This window comes from Corallococcus praedator (assembly GCF_003612125.1).
Taxonomy (GTDB): Bacteria; Myxococcota; Myxococcia; order Myxococcales; family Myxococcaceae; genus Corallococcus; species Corallococcus praedator.
The window spans coordinates 17,618-33,825 of the sequence record NZ_RAWI01000014.1 but is presented as its reverse complement, the minus strand read 5'-3'; the positions used below and the strand labels follow the sequence as shown (position 1 = coordinate 33,825).

Annotated in this window: 11 protein-coding genes and 1 other RNA gene; 5 read left to right on the top strand and 7 right to left on the bottom strand. The window is 69.9% G+C overall.

Translation table 11 applies throughout. The features are described 5' to 3' along the window. The first annotated feature begins 41 nt into the window (after positions 1 to 41). Positions 42 to 6,083, top strand: coding sequence for an alpha-2-macroglobulin family protein (locus tag D7Y13_RS48585; protein WP_120582799.1), 6,042 nt, complete (start codon positions 42 to 44; stop codon positions 6,081 to 6,083). Positions 6,084 to 6,131: 48 nt separating this feature from the next. Here D7Y13_RS48585 and D7Y13_RS03465 read toward each other — a convergent pair whose 3' ends face one another. Continuing rightward, the gene (locus D7Y13_RS03465; RefSeq protein ID WP_120582798.1) at positions 6,132 to 7,298 is read right to left on the bottom strand and encodes an EndoU domain-containing protein; all 1,167 of its coding nucleotides are present in this window, start codon (positions 7,296 to 7,298) and stop codon (positions 6,132 to 6,134) included. 86 nt (positions 7,299 to 7,384) lie between these two features. Between D7Y13_RS03465 and D7Y13_RS03460 the strand changes: the two genes are divergently transcribed. After that, positions 7,385 to 8,209, top strand: a complete 825-nt coding sequence (locus tag D7Y13_RS03460; RefSeq protein WP_120531860.1) for an SDR family NAD(P)-dependent oxidoreductase — start codon at positions 7,385 to 7,387, stop codon at positions 8,207 to 8,209. 50 nt (positions 8,210 to 8,259) lie between these two features. On the opposite strand, the gene tyrS is transcribed toward D7Y13_RS03460, so the two are convergent. The 3 genes from tyrS to ssrS all read right to left on the bottom strand — a co-directional run bounded on the left by tyrS (position 8,260) and on the right by ssrS (position 10,452). Beyond that, positions 8,260 to 9,522 carry a tyrosine--tRNA ligase gene (gene tyrS, locus D7Y13_RS03455; RefSeq protein WP_120582797.1) on the bottom strand — a complete coding sequence of 421 codons (1,263 nt, stop codon included), beginning with the start codon at positions 9,520 to 9,522 and terminating at the stop codon, positions 8,260 to 8,262. Positions 9,523 to 9,608: 86 nt separating this feature from the next. Beyond that, positions 9,609 to 10,241, bottom strand: a complete 633-nt coding sequence (locus D7Y13_RS03450; RefSeq protein WP_120531862.1) for a 5-formyltetrahydrofolate cyclo-ligase — start codon at positions 10,239 to 10,241, stop codon at positions 9,609 to 9,611. 20 nt (positions 10,242 to 10,261) lie between these two features. After that, positions 10,262 to 10,452: non-coding RNA, 6S RNA (gene ssrS / locus D7Y13_RS03445), on the bottom strand. A gap of 159 nt (positions 10,453 to 10,611) precedes the next feature. On the opposite strand from ssrS, the gene D7Y13_RS03440 reads away from it, so the two are divergent. From D7Y13_RS03440 to D7Y13_RS46850, 3 genes are all read left to right on the top strand, one after another. After that, positions 10,612 to 11,598, top strand: a complete 987-nt coding sequence (locus D7Y13_RS03440; protein WP_147444230.1) for a tetratricopeptide repeat protein — start codon at positions 10,612 to 10,614, stop codon at positions 11,596 to 11,598. Beyond that, positions 11,595 to 12,587: a serine/threonine-protein kinase gene (locus D7Y13_RS03435; protein ID WP_120531864.1), complete on the top strand. Its 993-nt coding sequence runs from the start codon at positions 11,595 to 11,597 to the stop codon at positions 12,585 to 12,587. The genes D7Y13_RS03440 and D7Y13_RS03435 overlap by 4 nt, the downstream gene beginning before the upstream one ends. Positions 12,588 to 12,694: 107 nt before the next feature. Beyond that, positions 12,695 to 12,871 carry a hypothetical protein gene (locus tag D7Y13_RS46850; RefSeq protein WP_167508725.1) on the top strand — a complete coding sequence of 59 codons (177 nt, stop codon included), beginning with the start codon at positions 12,695 to 12,697 and terminating at the stop codon, positions 12,869 to 12,871. 20 nt (positions 12,872 to 12,891) lie between these two features. On the opposite strand, the gene D7Y13_RS03430 is transcribed toward D7Y13_RS46850, so the two are convergent. From D7Y13_RS03430 to D7Y13_RS03415, 3 genes are all read right to left on the bottom strand, one after another. After that, positions 12,892 to 14,052, bottom strand: a complete 1,161-nt coding sequence (locus tag D7Y13_RS03430) for a cysteine desulfurase family protein (RefSeq protein WP_120582795.1) — start codon at positions 14,050 to 14,052, stop codon at positions 12,892 to 12,894. Next, a complete protein-coding gene (locus tag D7Y13_RS03425; protein WP_120531866.1) occupies positions 14,049 to 15,170 on the bottom strand; it encodes a DHH family phosphoesterase in 1,122 nt (373 codons plus the stop codon). Before D7Y13_RS03425 ends, D7Y13_RS03430 begins: the two co-directional genes overlap by 4 nt. 191 nt (positions 15,171 to 15,361) lie before the next feature. Further along, positions 15,362 to 16,201, bottom strand: coding sequence for a Fic family protein (locus D7Y13_RS03415; RefSeq protein ID WP_120531867.1), 840 nt, complete (start codon positions 16,199 to 16,201; stop codon positions 15,362 to 15,364). Between the last annotated feature and the right edge of the window lie 7 nt (positions 16,202 to 16,208).

Genomic DNA, 16,208 nt, shown 5'->3' with positions numbered 1-16,208 from the left:
GGGAACGCCCGAGGGGGTGGGCGGCGTCTAGAGTGCCGCCCATGTTTGAACCTTCGCGCCCGCGTGCGCTCGCCGTCCTGTTGTGCCTGCTGTCGTTCGCGCTGTTGCACCCCGTGTCCGCGCGGGCCCAGGCGAAGCCGCCCCCGACGTGGAAGGCCATCGACGCGCTCGTCGCGGACGACAAGGTGGAGTCCGCCGCGCAGGGGGCGGAGGCCCGGCTCGTCGCCGCGAAGCAGAAGAAGGACGCGGACGAGTGGACGCGCGCGCTGGTGCGCACCGTGCAGCTTCGCACGCAGCTGCACGGCTACGAGACGGCGGTGCGCTTCCTGCGCGAGCAGCCCTGGCCGGACGACGCGCGGCAGCGGGCCACGCTGAACCTCTTCTACGCGGCGGTGCTCACGCACTACGTGGACGCGTACGGCTACGAAATCGGTCAGCGCGAACAGGTGGCCTCCTCGGGGCCGGTGGACCTGAAGGCGTGGACGAAGGACCAGTTGGTGACGGAGGCGCAGCGCGCGCAGGCCGCCGTCTGGGCGCTGCGCCAGGAGCTGGGCACCGAACCGGTGAAGGCGCTGGCGGAGTACATCCAGCCCAACACGTACCCGGCCGGCATCCGCTCCACGCTGCGCGACGCGGTGACGTACCTGTGGGTGGAGCTGCTGGAGCGCACGGACCTGTGGCGGCCGGAGCAGGCGCAGCAGGTGTACCGGTTGGAACTGGGCGCGCTCTTTTCGGGCACGCCGAAGGTGGACCTGGTGGATCCGGCCGTGCACCCGCTGATGAAGGTGGCGGCGCTCTTGGGGGACCTGGAGGCGTGGCACCTGGCGGCGGGCCGGCGCGAGGCGGCCCTGGAGGCGCGGCTGCGGCGCTACGACGTCCTGACCACGTCCTTCACCGACGCCGCGGATCAACTGCGCGTGCGCGAGCACCTGGCCGCGCACCTGAAGGACTTCCGGGACGTGCCGTGGTGGTCGGTGGGACAGCTCCAGCTCGCGGAGCTGGAGGAGGAGGCGGGGCGGAAGGTGTCCGCGCATGCCGCGGCGAAGGCAGGGGCAGAGGCGTGGCCGAAGTCGTTCGGGGGGCTGCGCTGCGCCGCGAAGGTGAAGGCCCTGGAGGCGCCGGACCTGTCCGCCACGGTGATGGAGGTGGACGGCGCGGGCAAGCGCTCCCTGGAACTGCGCCACCGCAACGTGCCGACGGTCCACTTCCGGGCGTTCGCGCTGGATGTGGAGGCGAAGATCGCGAAGCCCGGGCAGGACCTGTCGCTCATCGCGTCGGGCGACGAAGTGCGCAAGATGATCCGCACGCGAAAGCCGGAGGCGGTCTGGAGCACGGCGCTGCCGAAGACGCCTGACTTCCAGACGCACCAGACCTTCGTCACGCCGCCGCCGCTCCAGCCCGGCGTGTACGCGCTGGTGATGTCCCTGCGCGAGGACTTCCGGGAGAAGGACAACAAGCTCGTCTCGGTGACGATGAACGTGTCGCCGTGGGCCGTGGTGGTCCGTCGGGTCGGTTCGGGACGGGTGGAGGTGCGCGTGGTGGACGGCGCGACCGGGGCCGGCGCGCCGAACGTGGAGGCGCGGCTCGTGACGTCGGACTACCAGACGCGCCGCTTCAGCGTCGTCAACCGCCGTACGGATGAGCGCGGGGAGCTCACGCTCGAAGCGCAGGCCCGCGAGGACAACACGAACGGGATGCTGGTGCTGGGGCGCGGCAAGGGCGTGATGGTGTACCCGGGCTCGGTGTACCTGTACGCGGAGCGCCCCCCGTACACGCTGACGCAGACGCTGATCTACACCGACCGGGCCGTGTACCGGCCGCAGCAGAAGCTGTTGTGGAAGGTGGTGGCCTATCGCGCGGACGAGGGCACGAAGCGCCATCAGGTGCTGCCGGACGCGCCGGTGACGGTGTCGCTCAGCGACCCCAACGGGCAGGTGGTGGAGACCCGCGAGGCGCGCACCAACGCGTTCGGTTCGGTGGCGGGGGAGTTCACGGTGCCCTCGGGTCGTCCGCTGGGCCGGTGGCTCGTGCGGACGAGTCCCTCGGGCTACGCCGCCGTGCGCGTGGAGGAGTACAAGCGGCCCACCTTCGAGGTGACGCTGAAGGACGCGCCCGATTCGCTCCGTCTCAACCGCCCCGCGACGTTCAAGGGCGAGGCGCGCTACTTCTTCGGTCTGCCGGTGACGAGCGGCGCGGTGAAGTGGCGCGTGTCGCGGGAGCCGGTGCTGCCGCCCTGGTGGTTCTGGGAGCGCATCCCCACGTCGTCGCAGCTGGTGGCGTCCGGCTCCGCGTCGGTGGGGGAGGACGGCGGCTTCTCCGTGGCCTTCACCCCGGAGGCGGACGAGCGGCTGGCGAAGACGCCGGGCGTGTCGTGGCGCTACCGCGTGGAGGCGGATCTGACGGACGAGGGCGGTGAGACGCGCTCCGCGAGCCGGGCCTTTCGGCTGGGCTTCGTGTCGGTGGAGGGCCGCGTGGAGGCGGACCAGGGCTTCGTCCGCGAGGACCTGCCGTCGGCCGTGCGCCTGGTGCGCTCGAACCTGGATGGGGCGCCGCAGGCCGGCGCGGGACGCTGGCGGCTGCTGGCCCTGAAGCAGCCCTCCCGTCCGCTGATGCCTTCGGAGGCGCCGGTCGTGACGCCGCGTCCGCTGGAGGCCTCGGTGCAGGAGCGCCGCGAGTCCTCGCCCACGCCGGGGGATGCGCTCAAGCCGCGCTGGGAACAGGGCTTCGACGTGGCGTCGACGGTGCGGAGCTGGGAGGACGGCGCGGAGGTGGCGCAGGCGGCGGTGACGCACGGCGCGGATGGCGTGGCGGCCGTGAAGCTGCCGGCGCTGCGCGCGGGGGTGTACCGCCTGCGCTACGAGACGACGGATGCCTTCGGCCAGAAGGCCCTCGCGCAGCACGACTTCGTGGTCGCGGGCGCACGGGCCCCCACGGGGTTGCCGGCCCTGCTGATGGCGGAGCAGTCGTCTGTGCGGGTGGGTGACGTGGCGCGGCTGGTGGTGGCCTCCGGGTTCGAGGGCCAGCCGCTGGCGATGGACGTGTACCAGGGCTCCCGGCGCATCGAGCACCGCGTACTGACCGCGGGGCAGGGCCGGGCCGTGGTGGAGATTCCGGTGACGGAGTCGCTGCGCGGGGGCTTCACGGTGACGCTGTCGATGGTGCGCGACTGGCAGCACCTGGGCTTCCAGCAGACGGTGGCCGTCCCCTTCGACGACAAGGAGCTGAGCGTGGAGTTCGCCACCTTCCGCGACACGCTGCGGCCCGGCGCGAAGGAGACCTTTCGCGTGACGGTGAAGGGGCCGAAGGGCGCGAAGCTGGAGGCGGGGGCGGCGGAGGTGCTCGCGTACATGTACGATCAGTCGTTGGAGCTCTTCGGGCCGCACACGCCGCCCCAGGTGGCGCAGCTGTATCCCCAGACGTCGATGTCGGTCGACACCCGGTCGTCCGTGAACAGCAATGGGGCGGACTGGCTCTTCGACGATCTGGACAGGACCCGGTCCCTGGCGGATCCGGAGCAGGACCAGTTGAAGTTCGGCAGCGGCTACGGGCTGGGCGGCCCCGGCTACGGGCGGCGCGTCCGGTCCTCCCTGCCCATGTCGGTGGCACGCTCGCGGGAGGCGGACATCTCCGAGGAGGAGCGGTCTCCTGGGGCGCCTCCGCCTCCGCCGCCCCCTCCGGCCCCTTCCTCGGCGCCGAAGCCGGAGGCGAAGCTCCAGGCGAAGCGGTACTCCGTCATCGAGATCAACAACGCGCCGGAAGCGCCGCCGCCGCCGCTGCGCTCGAACTTCGCGGAGACGGCGTTCTGGATTCCGCAGCTCCTCACCGGGCCGGACGGCGCGGCGGTGCTGGAGTTCTCCGTGCCGGACTCGGTGACGGCGTGGAGCGTCTGGGTGCACGCGCTCACCCGCGACCTGAAGGGCGGCTCGCTGCAGCGCACGACCCGCAGCGTGAAGGAGCTGATGGTGCGCCCCTACCTGCCGCGCTTCCTGCGCGAGGGGGACCGCGCGGAGCTGGAGGTCGTGGTGAACAACGCGGGGGCGGGTCCCCAGCAGGGCCAGCTCACGTTCGACATCGTGGATCCGGACACGCAGAAGAGCCTGCTCGCGGACTTCGGCGTGAAGGTGGCCGCCCAGTCCTTCACGGTGGCGGCGGGGAAGGGGACGCACCTGAGGTTCCCCATCACCACGCCCGCGCGCGTGGGCCCGGTGGCCTTCCGCGTCGTCGCGAAGTCGGGCGCCTTCAGCGACGGCGAGCTGCGTCCGCTGCCGGTGTTGCCGGGGCGCATGCACCTGGCCCAGTCGCGCTTCGTGACGTTGCGCAACAACGACCGCAAGACGCTGACGTTCGAGGACCTGAAGCGCTCGGATGACCCCACGCGGGTGAACGAGCAGCTGGTCGTCACGGTGGACGCGCAGCTCTTCTATTCGGTGCTCCAGGCGCTGCCGTACCTGGTGGACTATCCCTACGAGTGCACGGAGCAGACGCTCAACCGCTTCGTGTCCTCCGGCATCGTCTCCAGCCTCTACGAGAAGCACCCGGCGGTGGCGAAGATGGCGAAGCAGATGAGCCAGCGGCCCACGCGCTTCGAGACCTGGGACTCGGTGGATCCGAACCGGAAGATGACGCTGGAGGAGTCGCCCTGGCTCACCGAGGCGCGGGGTGGAGGCGAGTCCGAGGACAAGCTGCTGCGGGTGTTGGATCCCAAGGTGGCGCAGGCGGAGCGCCAGGCGTCGATGGAGAAGCTGAGGAAGGCGCAGACGGCCTCCGGCGGCTTCCCCTGGTGGCCGGGCGGCCCGCCCTCGCCGTACATGACGGTCTACATCCTCCACGGCCTGTCGCGCGCGATGGAGCACGGGGTGGAGGTGCCTCCGCAGATGACCGCGCGGGCCTGGGCATACCTGGCCACGCAGTTCCGGGCGGACTACGCCAACACGCTGATGAAGAAGGACGAGGGCTGGGAGTTCCTCACGTTCCTCAACTTCGTGGCGTCCTCGTACCCGGACGCGCGCTACACGGGCGAGGCGCTCACGCCGGCCGAGCGGCAGCGCATGCTCGAGTTCTCCTTCAAACACTGGAAGAAGCACGCGCCGTTCCTCAAGGGCTACCTGGCGCTCACGCTGCACCGCTCCACGCGGACGCAGGACGCGCTGAAGGTCTGGGACAGCGTGATGGACTCCGCGAAGACGACGGAGGAGCTGGGGACGTACTGGGCGCCCGAGGACCGCAGCTGGCTCTGGTACAACGACACCACGGAGACGCAGGCGTTCGCGCTGCGCACGCTGTCGGAATTGCGCCCCAAGGACCCGCGCCGCGAGGGCCTGGTGCAGTGGCTGCTCCTGGACAAGAAGCTGGGCCACTGGAAGTCCACGCGCGCCACGGCGGAGGCGCTCTACGCGCTGGTGAACTACCTGGAGGCGGAAGGGGCGCTGGGCATCCGCGAGGAGCTGAAGGTGACGGTGGGGCCGAAGGTCGTGCCCATGGTCTTCTCGCCGGAGGTGTACACGGGGAAGAAGAACCAGGTGGTGCTCACCGGGCCGGAGGTGAAGCCCTCCACGGCGACCACGGTGGTGGAGAAGACGACGCCGGGCTTCGCCTTCGCCTCCGCGACGTGGCACTTCTCCACGGAGGAGTTGCCGAAGGAGGAGCGCGGGGACTTCTTCCACGTGTCGCGCCGCTACTTCGTGCGGGTGCGCGAAGGCAACCAGACGCTGCTGCGTCCGCTGGCCGAGGGCGCGAAGCTCCAGCCCGGTGACGAGGTGGAGGTGCAACTGTCGCTGCGCACGAAGCACGCGGCGGAGTACGTGCACCTGAGGGATCCGCGCGCCGCGGGCCTGGAGCCGGAGAACGCCGTCTCCCGCCACAAGTGGGACCTGGGCATCGTCTGGTACGAAGAGGTGCGCGACTCGGGGACGAACTTCTTCTTCGAAGCGCTGCCGGTGGGCGAGTACACGTTCAAGTACCGGCTGCGCGCCAACCTCGCGGGCACCTTCCGCGTGGGGCCGGCGACGGTGCAGTCCATGTACGCGCCGGAGTTCACCGCGTACTCCACGGGCGCGGTGCTCACCGTGGGCAAGGCCCCGTAGTCCGTGGGCGGGGCAGGGGGCCGGCGCTCCTTCGGGGCGTCGGCCCGGCTACTCCGCGCAGGTGGCGGCGTCGTCCGTCGGGTGCAGCGTGGCGATGCCGTACGTGCCGTTGCGCGTGCCGCACCAGATGCGCCAGTTGCCGCCCCCGATGTCCGGCGCCGAGTACACGCCGCCCTCCTTCTTGGCACCATCCCGGGCACAGCACCGGGCAAAGGCGCGCGTCCCGATGGTGGCGATGGAGACCGCGTCCTGCGTCGTGGAGAAGCCCCCGAGCCGCTTCACCCCGCAGGACCAGGGCGCGTTGCCCCGGAAACGGATCAGGTACTGCTCGCCGCGCAGGGCTTCCTCACCCTTGCCGGGGCCCTGGTAGCAAATCTTCCCCTCCGCCTCGAGCTGCGCGTAGCGCGGCAGGAAGTGGAGCCCGCCAATGGGCCCGCGCTGCCAGTCATCGCCGCAGAAGACGTGGGTGAACGCATTGCGAGGGCCGGTGCTCACCCACAGGCTCGTGAGCCATTCGAGGTTCGCCTGCCGGGAGCCCGTCCCCGGACGGCCCGCCGCGGAGAGCGCCCGCTGCACGCGGGCATCGTCGTAGTGCTTCGCGAAGAAGCGCTGCACATCCCCCGCGCTCACGCTCGCATCGGGACGCGCCGGGCACAGGTCCAGCACCTCGCGATCCAACGCGGACAGGGCGGGGGCCTTGGCGAAGAGGGGCGCGTTCTCACAGGTGGTCTCGCACGCCGGTGCCTCGCCCTTCGCGGAGGCCGGAGGGGCCGCGCGGCTCGCGGGGGCCTGGACGGTGACGCTTCCTGTTTCGTCAAGCGTGGGGCTGCCCGCGCCCGCGCCCTCGCCCACCCCGTCGGACAGCGATGCGCCACCGCTCCGGGCCGCCAACTGCTGCCGCGTGTTCGCGTGGTCCGCCTTCACGAGGGCTTCCGTGTCGGGAGCCTTCTGCACGGCCTCCGTGGGCGTGCCATCGCAGAGCACCCAGCCCTCGGCCCTGGGGCCCTGGAGCTTGCACCACGCCCGGGCGGGGCCTCCCTTCTTCACGAGCGGATACGTCACGCCCGGTTCCACGGCGAAGACGACCTTGGAGGACTCCGGTTGCTCCACGGCGTCCACGCGTTCGTCGGAGACGAAGACTCCGCCCCCGGCCCAGACGGCGGGAGCCACGGAGAGGGCCAGGAAGAAGCAGGCGAGCGACCCGGAAAGGCGCATGGTGCGCGGGACTCTAACAGGAGCGCCCCGGGCCCGCTGTTCCCCGGTTGCGCCCGCCGCCCCGTCGGAGAATAAGGACCCCCGATATGAAACCGATGAATTTCCGAGGCCGGTGGGTGCTCATTACCGGTGCGTCGTCCGGCCTGGGGCTGGAGATGGCCCGTCTGCTCGCGAAGGAGCACGGCGCCCACATCATCGCCGTCGCGCGCCGCGAGGATCGGCTCCTCGCGCTCAAGGCGGAGCTGGAGGGCGCGCACGGCGTGCAGGTGCTGCCCCTCACCGCGGACCTCACGAAGCCCGGTGAGGCCGTGCGCGTGCATGCCGCCGCCGTGGAGGGGCGCGCCGTGGACGGCGTCATCCTCAACGCGGGCGTCACCTTCTTCGGCCACGTGCTGGAGCAGCCGCCCGAGTCCTTCGACACGATGCTCGCCACCAACGTCACCAGCGTGGTGCGGATGTCCCAGCTCTTCGCGGCGGACTTCGTGAAGCGGGGAGGGCAGGGGTCTCTGATGCTCGTCGCCAGCACGGCGGGCTTCGCGCCGCTGCCGTACCAGACGACCTACGCGGCGACGAAGGCGTTCGTCATCAGCTTCGGGCGGGGGATGGCCCAGGAGCTGCGCAAGTCAGGCGTGTCCATCACCGTCTTCGCGCCGGGCGGCATCGCCACGGAGATGCTGTCGCTGTCGGGCCTGGACCGGAAGTTCAAGGCCGGCGACCTGGGCATCATGTCCGCGGAGGCCTGCGCGCGCATCGCCGTGGACTCGATGGTGCACCGTCGCGAGCTGGCCGTGCCCGGGGTCCTCAACCGCTTCCTCGCCATGACGATGAAGCTGCTGCCCCACGGCTTCATGGCCCAGCGGGCCGCCGCGCTCTACGAGGGCGGGCTCCCGAAGGAGCCTCCCGCCCCCTGAGGCCGTCACGTCCCGGGGCTTCATGAGCCCCGGGGCGGAGGCTTCGCGGCTCAAGACAGCTTCACCCGCGCCACCTTCAGCTTGCCCACCTGCACGGTGTACTCGCCGGCCCCGAGCTCCGCCTTGGGGTCGGTGACCTTCTCACCGTTCACCCGGACGCCGCCCTGGGCCATCAGCTTGCGCGCTTCGGTGGCGGAGGCGACGAGCTTCGTCTCCGGCAGCAGCTTCGTCACCGGCAGCTTCTCCGCGCCCGCGAGCGACACCTCCACGAGCGGCAACTCCTCCGTGGACAGTTCCTTCTTGGCGAAGCGCTTCTCGAAGTCCTCGGCCGCCTTGCGTCCGGCCTCCTCGCCCTGGAAGCGCGCGGCGATCTCCTGCGCGAACGCGACCTTGGCGGCCTTCGGGTGGAGGGCGCCGGACTTCGTCTGCTCCTCCATCTCCAGGACCTTCTTGAGCGGCACCGACGACAGCAGCTTGTAGTACCGCCACATCAGGTCGTCGGTGATGCTCATCAACTTGCCGAAGATGTTGTCCGCCGACTCGTCGATGCCCACGTAGTTGTCCAGGCTCTTGGACATCTTGTCGCCGGTGATGACGCCGTCGACGAGCTTCGCGTCCAGGCCCTCCAGGATGGGGCCCGTCATGATGACCTGCGGCTCCAGGCCCTCGTCCTTCATGAGCTGACGGCCCACGCCCAGGTTGAAGAGCTGATCCGTCGCGCCCAGCTCCACGTCCGCCTTCAGCGCCACGGAGTCATGGCCCTGCAGCAGCGGGTAGAGGAACTCGTGCAGCGAGATGGAGCGGTTCTCCCGGTAGCGCGTCTTGAAGTCGTCGCGCTCCAGCATGCGCTGCACGGAGTAGCGCGAGGCCAGGCGGATCATCCCCTCGGTGCCCAGCGCGTCGAGCCACTCCGAGTTGAACTTCACCACCGTCTTGTCGGGATCCAACACCTTGAAGACCTGTTGCTTGTAGGTCTCCGAGTTGGACTTCACCTCGTCGCGGGTGAGGGCCGGGCGCGTCGTGTTCTTCCCGGTGGGGTCGCCGATGAGGGCGGTGAAGTCACCGATGAGGAACACCACCGTGTGCCCGAACTCCTGGAAGCGCCGCATGCGCGTCAACAGGAGCGAGTGGCCCAGGTGCAGGTCGGGACGACTGGGGTCGAAGCCCGCCTTGATGACGAGCGGCTTGCCCTTGTCGTACGAGCGCTGGAGCTTCTTCTTGAGGTCCTCCGGCACCTGCAAATCCACGGTGCCGCGAGTGACTTCTTCGTACTGCTCTTCGGGTGTCGCCTTGCGCAGTGCGTCCGGGTTCATGGCGCCGCGGACACTACCCGAAAGGCTCCAGGCAGGGCGGGACTTCGCGTCCGCCCCGCCCGGTCATGTCCGTCTGGCTGGCTGCCTCAGGTGTCCAGGAAGTCCCAGTCACGGCTCAGGCCGCGCAGGGTCTGGCTCTCCGTGACGACCTGGTCCATGTCCACGTCGTCCTGGTTGGTGGGCAGCGCCTGGACGATCTGGTCGCTGAAGGCCAGGCCCACCCGCCGGCTGCGGGGACTGGCCGCCTTGAGGGTCGCGTCGTAGTAGCCGCCCCCGCGTCCCAGCCGCTTGCCGTCCGGGCTGAAGCCCAGGCCTGGCACCACGAACAGATCGATCTGGTCCACCGCGATCAGTTCAGAGGCGTTGGTGGGCTCCCGGACGCCCAGGCGTCCCGGCTCCAATTCGCTCTCCGACTTGATGGCCCGGAAGGCCAGGATGCGCCCGTGCACGTGGGACAGCGGATAGCAGACGATCTTCTCGTCCTGCAGGGCCGCGATGAGGATGTCCCGGGTGGGCACCTCGCCCCGGATGGGGGCGTAGAGCGCCACTGTTCGTGCCTTCTGATAGTAGGGTGAAGCCAGGAATCGAGACTGAACCTTCAGGCCTCGCTCATCGATGAGGTCGTTGGTCATCGCCTTTCGGCGCGCCGTCAGTTCCTCACGAAGCGATACCTTCTTCTCCGCCGCCCCCGCCGCCGTATCCACCGCAGTCTCGCTCACCGCCGCCGCTCCCCAAGAAAGAGTCCCCCGCCGAGCCGTGTGTCCAGCGTCCATTGAACCCTCGTAAGTCAGGTGGGGACCGAAATCATGTCACCGCAGGCTTCCCTCATCCCCGTGAAGGGGAGGGCTTGCACATGGCGACCGAAACGGACCCCGGAATGGACGTATCGGTTCGAATTTCTGCTGGGCATCACGAACCCCGCAGGGAACAGACCTTTACTAACGCAAATCTCGCTACAAGTCCTCAGAATTACTGGGAAATCCCAGGGCGTTCTTGGGAAAATGATAAGGATGGAGGAGCGTGCGGTCAAGCCGTCCTCGCGCGTTTACAACCGACCCCGTGGACTTCTATGATGTCCGGGCCCCTGACATGTCGCCCCCGACCACAACATTGGCTCTCGCGGCGGTTGTCTGCCTCGCCTCCGGATTCGCGTGGGCGGGCCCGGCCGTCAATGGCTCCTACCAGGGAGATGCCTTCGGACCCGTGGAGTTGCGCACGAGCGGGGACCAGCTGGTGGGGACGGCACCGGCCGGCGGACCCTGCCAGCGCCCGGTCGCCCAGCAGGTCCTGAACGGCTCCTTCCTGGGCAACGTCTTCATTGGTGACGTGACGCTCTGTCAGAAGGGCGACGCCTGCAGCGAGTCCGCCACCTACGCGGTCATGCTCTTCTACAACTTCGAGGAGCGGGCGCTGGGCGGGCTGGTGAAGATGGAGGGAGGCTGCGAGTCGGACCTCCTCAAGAACGGGATGCTGGTGCTGCGGGCCCTGGAGCAGGGCGCCTCCGCGCAGCCCGCGGCGGCCCCGGCCCCCGAGCGTCAGGTCCAGGCACCGACGCCCGCCTCACCGTCGGGTTCGGCCGCGCAGGTGGCGGCGCAGCGCCGGCTGGAGGCAGTGGACGTGCCGGCCGCCCTGCGGCAGGGACAGCAGGCCCTGGCGGCGATGAATCCGCTCACGGCGTCGCAGCAGTTCCAACTGGTGCTGGCCCAGGAGAAGAACAACGCCACCGCGCTCACCGGCATGGCCGTGGCCCACTTCCTTCGCGACCAGAAGCTGGAGGCCCTCAAGTTCCTGGAGCAGGCGCGGGGCGTGGGCAACCAGCAGGCCCGGGCGGAGGCCTGGTTCTGGATGGCCTGTGTGAAGCGGGCGACCCAGGAGTCGAAGGTGGCCCAGGAGGCGCTGCGCCGGGCGGTGGTGGTCGAGGGTTGGTCGGCGCCGGAAGGCAACGCGCTGGTGGACCGGGAGCTGCTGCGGCTGTCGAACGAAGGTCCGAATTTCGACGCGCTGGTGAAGCAGGCCCGCGGTCGCAAGCGGGCCCAGGGTCGGGACTCGCAAGGAGCCGGAAGCGTCAGCCCGTGACCGTGCCGACCCCCGTCCCGAAGCCCATCAAGGTCTTCGGCAACTACGAAATCCTGTCGTTGCTGGGCAAGGGCGGCATGGCCCAGGTGTACCGCGCGCGCGTGCGCTCCGGGCCCCATGAGGGGTGGACGGTGGCGCTCAAGCGGCTGTTGCCCGCGCTCACCCGCGACCCCGCGTCGCTGGACCTGTTCGCGCGCGAGGCGCACCTGTCGCGCCAGCTGGACCATCCCAACATCGTGAAGGTGTTGGACGCGGGCATGCTGGAGGACATCTCCTTCCTGGTGATGGAGCTGGTGGACGGGCGCGACCTGGGCCACATCCTGCGTCGGTGCAAGGCGCGGGGGATTCCGCTGCCCATCGACTTCGCGGTGTACCTGGCCAAGGTGCTGCTGGAGGCGCTCGCGTACGCGCACACCGCCACCGGGCCCGAGGGCGAGCCGCTGGGCATCGTCCACTGCGATGTGTCCCCGTCCAACCTGTTCATCTCGCGGGTGGGGGAGATCAAGCTGGGCGACTTCGGCGTGTCCCGCGTGCTGGTGGACGGCAAGCTCCAGGGCGGTGAAGTGCTGGGCAAGCCGTACTACCTGTCCCCGGAGTCACTGCAGGGCGCGGTGACGCCGGAGGCGGACCTGTGGGCCGCGAGCGTCGTGCTCTACGAACTGCTCACGCTGGGGCGTCCCTTCAACGGCGCCTCGCCCGAGGAAGTGTTCGCGGGCATCCTGTCGCGCGACTACAAGCCGCTGAGCGTGGTGCGGCCGGACGTCCCCAAGGCGCTGGACGCGGTGCTGGCGCGCGCCTTCGCGGAGAACCCCGAGGACCGCTTCCCGTCCGCGGAGGAGTACGCGCTCGCCCTGTCGCCGCATTACGACGAGCGCGTGGGCACGCCCCTGGCCATCGCGGCGGTGGTGCGCGGCCTGTTCGGCACCACCGACCAGGTGCCGACGATTCCCGACTCCGCGCTCGGGCGCTCCGGCGAAAACGCCGAGTAGTCGGGCGGGCAGGTCCCTGTCGCGCGGGTCCCCGGACGGGAAGGGTCGCTGCGACCTTCGCACCGGATGATGACCTTTCCTCCCACCGCACTTTTGGGAGGACATGCATGGCGACCGAGCGCAAGCAGCAGCAGCCCGAACAGGACAAGCCGGCCCGCGAGACGCGGCGCGAGGACGAGCGTCTGCCGCCCAAGCGCGACGAGGCCAGGGAGGACGGCATGCCCGGCTACGGCCAGCCTGACCCGGACGTGCGCGAGAAGAGTCTGCCCGACCAGAAGTGGTGACCCCGCCCGCGGTGACGCCTTCAGGCGATGGCGGACGAAGCTTCCAGGGCGCGCACGCGGGGGACGTGCGTGCACAGCGCCTCCACGACGCGTGACACCTCTGCTTCGGTGGTGTTCGGACCCAGGCTGAAGCGCAGGCTGCCGCGTGCCTGCGCGGGGGACAGGCCCATGGCGCGCAGCACGTGCGACGGGGACAGCGTCCCGGACGCGCAGGCCGCGCCCGACGACACGTGGATGCCTTCCAGGTCCAACGCCATCAGGAGCGCTTCGCCCTCGACGCCGTCGAAGCGCAGGTTGCTGGTGTTGGGCACGCGCGGTGCCCCGGCGCCGTTCACCGTCACGCCGGGCAGCCGCGTGAGCACCTGCTGCTCGAACCCGTCGCGCAGGGCGCCCACCTGTCCGGCGAGGGTCGACTGCTCCTTCGCGGCCAGTTCCAGGGCCAGGGCCAGGGCCTCCGCGTAGGGGACGTTCTGCGTGCCTCCCCGGCGTCCGCCCTCCTGGTGCCCGGGGGTCAGCGCCCGCACGTCCACGCCCTTGCGCACCACCAGCACGCCCGAGCCTTGCGGCCCTCCAAACTTGTGCGCCGACAGGGAGAGCAGATCCGCGTCCACTTCACGCAGCGTCAGCGGCACCTTGCCCGCGGCCTGCACGGCGTCGGTGTGGAAGAGGATGCCGCGCTGCCGGCACGCTCGGGCCACGTCCGCCACTGGTTGCAGCACGCCCGTCTCGTTGTTGGCCCACATCAGCGAGCACAGCGCGGTGTCCGGCGTGAGCGCCTCCAGCAGGGCCTCCAACGGCACGCGGCCGTCGGCGCCGGGAGACACCCGCACCACCTGCGCGCCCTCTCGCTCCAACTGCGTGAGCGCGCCCAGCAGGGCAGGGTGCTCCACCGTCGAGCCCACCACCCGGCGGCGCTCCTTCACGGGCCGGGCGGCATACGCGCCCAGCAGCGCGAGCGCATCCGCCTCACTGCCCGACGCGGTGAAGCAGATCTCCTTCGGCTCGCAGCCCAGGAGCCGCGCCACCCGGGCCCGCGCCGCGTCCAGCCGACCGCGCGCCTCGCGCCCTCCACCGTGCACGCTGGAGGCGTTGCCGAAGCCGCCCTCCGTGAAGGCTCGCGCGAGCAGGGCACCCACCTCCGCGCGCACCGGCGCGGCGGCGTTGTGGTCCCAGTAGATCACGTGTCCTGCGCGGACAGCAGCGACACCGGCCGCTCCTGGGCGACACCGAAGGCTTCCAGGAAGCGCCCCACCAGCTCGCGCTTGAGCGCCTTGCGCTTGTTGGCGCTGCCAGAGAGGGGAAGCCGTGCGCCCGCCATGCTGCCGTGGCCGCCGGACGAGCCGCCCAGGTCCTCGCACAGCTCGCGGATGAGCCGGCCCGCGTTCATGCGCCGGTCCTTCACGCGCAGGCTCAGGAAGAGCTGGTTGCGGAACGTCCCGTACGCCAGGGACCACTTCATCCCTTCGAGGAACATCATCCGCTCGGCGACCTCCGCCACCATGTCCGGGGAGTAGACCTCCTCCAGGTCGGTGATGATGGCGGTGCCGTAGACCTTCGCCTTTTCGATGGACGTGTGGAAGAGCTGGAAGAAGCGGGCGGGCACCTCCGGGTGCTCGATCTGCCCCAGCATCGTCTTGTCACAGCGGGGGAACAGCCACAGGTAGCTGTCCACGTCCGTCTGGGTCGTCTCCCGGCCCAGGTCCCGCGTGTCCGCCTTGATGCCGTAGAAGAGCGCGGTGGCGATCTCCAGGGACGGCTCCACCCGCGCGGCCCGCAGGTACTCCACCAGCATGGTGGACGTGGCGCCGAAGTCGCCGCCCACGTCCGCGAAGGGCGACTGGAGGCTCTCCTCGCGCAGCGGATGGTGGTCCACCACGATGTCCGCGCGGATCTTCGCGGGCAGCGAGTGGTTGCGCACCGGCGGCTGCGTGTCCACGAGGCCGAACAGGTCGTACTCGGAGAAGTCGAGCTGCGACACGTGCGACACGGGCAGGCGCAGCACCTTCACGAAGGCGATGTTCTCCGCCCGGCCGATGATGCCGCCGTAGCCCACCTGGGCTTCCACGCCGGCCTTGCACTCCAACAGGTGCGCGAGCGCCACGGCGGCGGCCATGGAGTCGGGATCCGGGTTGTCGTGCGTCAGGATGAGCGCCCGGCGGTGGCCCTTGGCCACGCGCAGCAGGCGGCCCAGCTTTTCGACGGCGGGGAGGTGGGCCAGGCGTGCTGGCGGAGGCTCCGTCAGCTCGCTGCCAGCGGGAAGCTGGGCGCGGCGGCTCTGGAGGGAAGGGGTCACGGGCATGGAGGTTCTTCTTTTACTTCCTCCGCCACGGGGATTCGAGAAGTCGGATGTTCTCCCCCTGACGTTCCGGAAAAGGTGGGTCCAGCACCCCAATGGTGTCGATGACCCGCCCGTCCTTCACGGCGAAGCAGACGGCCCTCAGGCCGTCCGCCTCCCTGGTGGGTTGCCCGGGGGCTGAGCCCCGGGGATGACTACTCGACGGTCTTGTACTTGCGACCCAGGTCGCGGAAGTACTTCACGCCGTTGTCGAGCGAGTTCTCCATCGCGTCCATCAGCACCGTGCGGAAGACGGCCACCGGGCCCCGGAAGGACTCGTAGTAGCGCTGCCGATCGATGGAGTGGATGACCGCGGGCATGTAGCCGTTGCGCAGCAGGATGAGGTTGCTGCACATGCGCCCCACCTTCCCGCTGTGCTCGGTGAAGGGGAAGATCTGCAGGAACTCGTGCTGCACCACCGCCGCCTGTTTGATGGGGTGGAACTCGCGGAACTCCGCGCTGGCGGTGTGGTCCACGAGCTTCTCCAGCCGGGCCTGGATCTTCGCCGGCTGGGTGATGTCGTGGAAGTAGGTGCGGTGCAGGGGCATGTCCTTGCGCAGCCCCGCGCGATCCCTCTCCTTGGCCAGCTCCTTCTCCGTGCGCTCGCGCCGCTCCATGCGCGCGCGCTCGGCCAGGGCTTCCGGCGTGTTGCCCAGGAAGAGGTCGTGCATCCGCTTGATGGTGGTGAGCGTCAGCGCGGACTGCTTCTTCGCGCCCTGCGCTTCCTCGCGGATGTAATCCGCCACCGCCTTGTGGTTGCGGATCTCCAGGACGACCGGAATCATGGACGCTTCCGCGGCGGTGCGTGCCGGGAAGAGCGCGGCCATCAACTCCTGGTGCGTGTAGACGACGCCTTCGAGCGCGGCGTCGTGGTAGATCCACGACATCTCGAACCGGTCGAGGAACTCGCGCGCTGGCTGCTTGTCCTTGTAGATGTCGAGGTACTCGCGCAGCTGCTCGTTCTTCTCGTCGATGTCTTGATAGCGTTCCTTCACGGACTGC

Excerpts from the sequence above, each read along its gene's own strand:
- D7Y13_RS48585 (WP_120582799.1), top strand. The coding sequence starts at position 42 with ATGTTTGAACCTTCGCGCCCGCGTGCGCTCGCCGTCCTGTTGTGCCTG.
- D7Y13_RS03465 (WP_120582798.1), bottom strand. The coding sequence starts at position 7,298 with ATGCGCCTTTCCGGGTCGCTCGCCTGCTTCTTCCTGGCCCTCTCCGTG.
- D7Y13_RS03460 (WP_120531860.1), top strand. The coding sequence starts at position 7,385 with ATGAAACCGATGAATTTCCGAGGCCGGTGGGTGCTCATTACCGGTGCG.
- tyrS (WP_120582797.1), bottom strand. The coding sequence starts at position 9,522 with ATGAACCCGGACGCACTGCGCAAGGCGACACCCGAAGAGCAGTACGAA.
- D7Y13_RS03440 (WP_147444230.1), top strand. The coding sequence starts at position 10,612 with ATGTCGCCCCCGACCACAACATTGGCTCTCGCGGCGGTTGTCTGCCTC.
- D7Y13_RS46850 (WP_167508725.1), top strand. The coding sequence starts at position 12,695 with ATGGCGACCGAGCGCAAGCAGCAGCAGCCCGAACAGGACAAGCCGGCC.
- D7Y13_RS03425 (WP_120531866.1), bottom strand. The coding sequence starts at position 15,170 with ATGCCCGTGACCCCTTCCCTCCAGAGCCGCCGCGCCCAGCTTCCCGCT.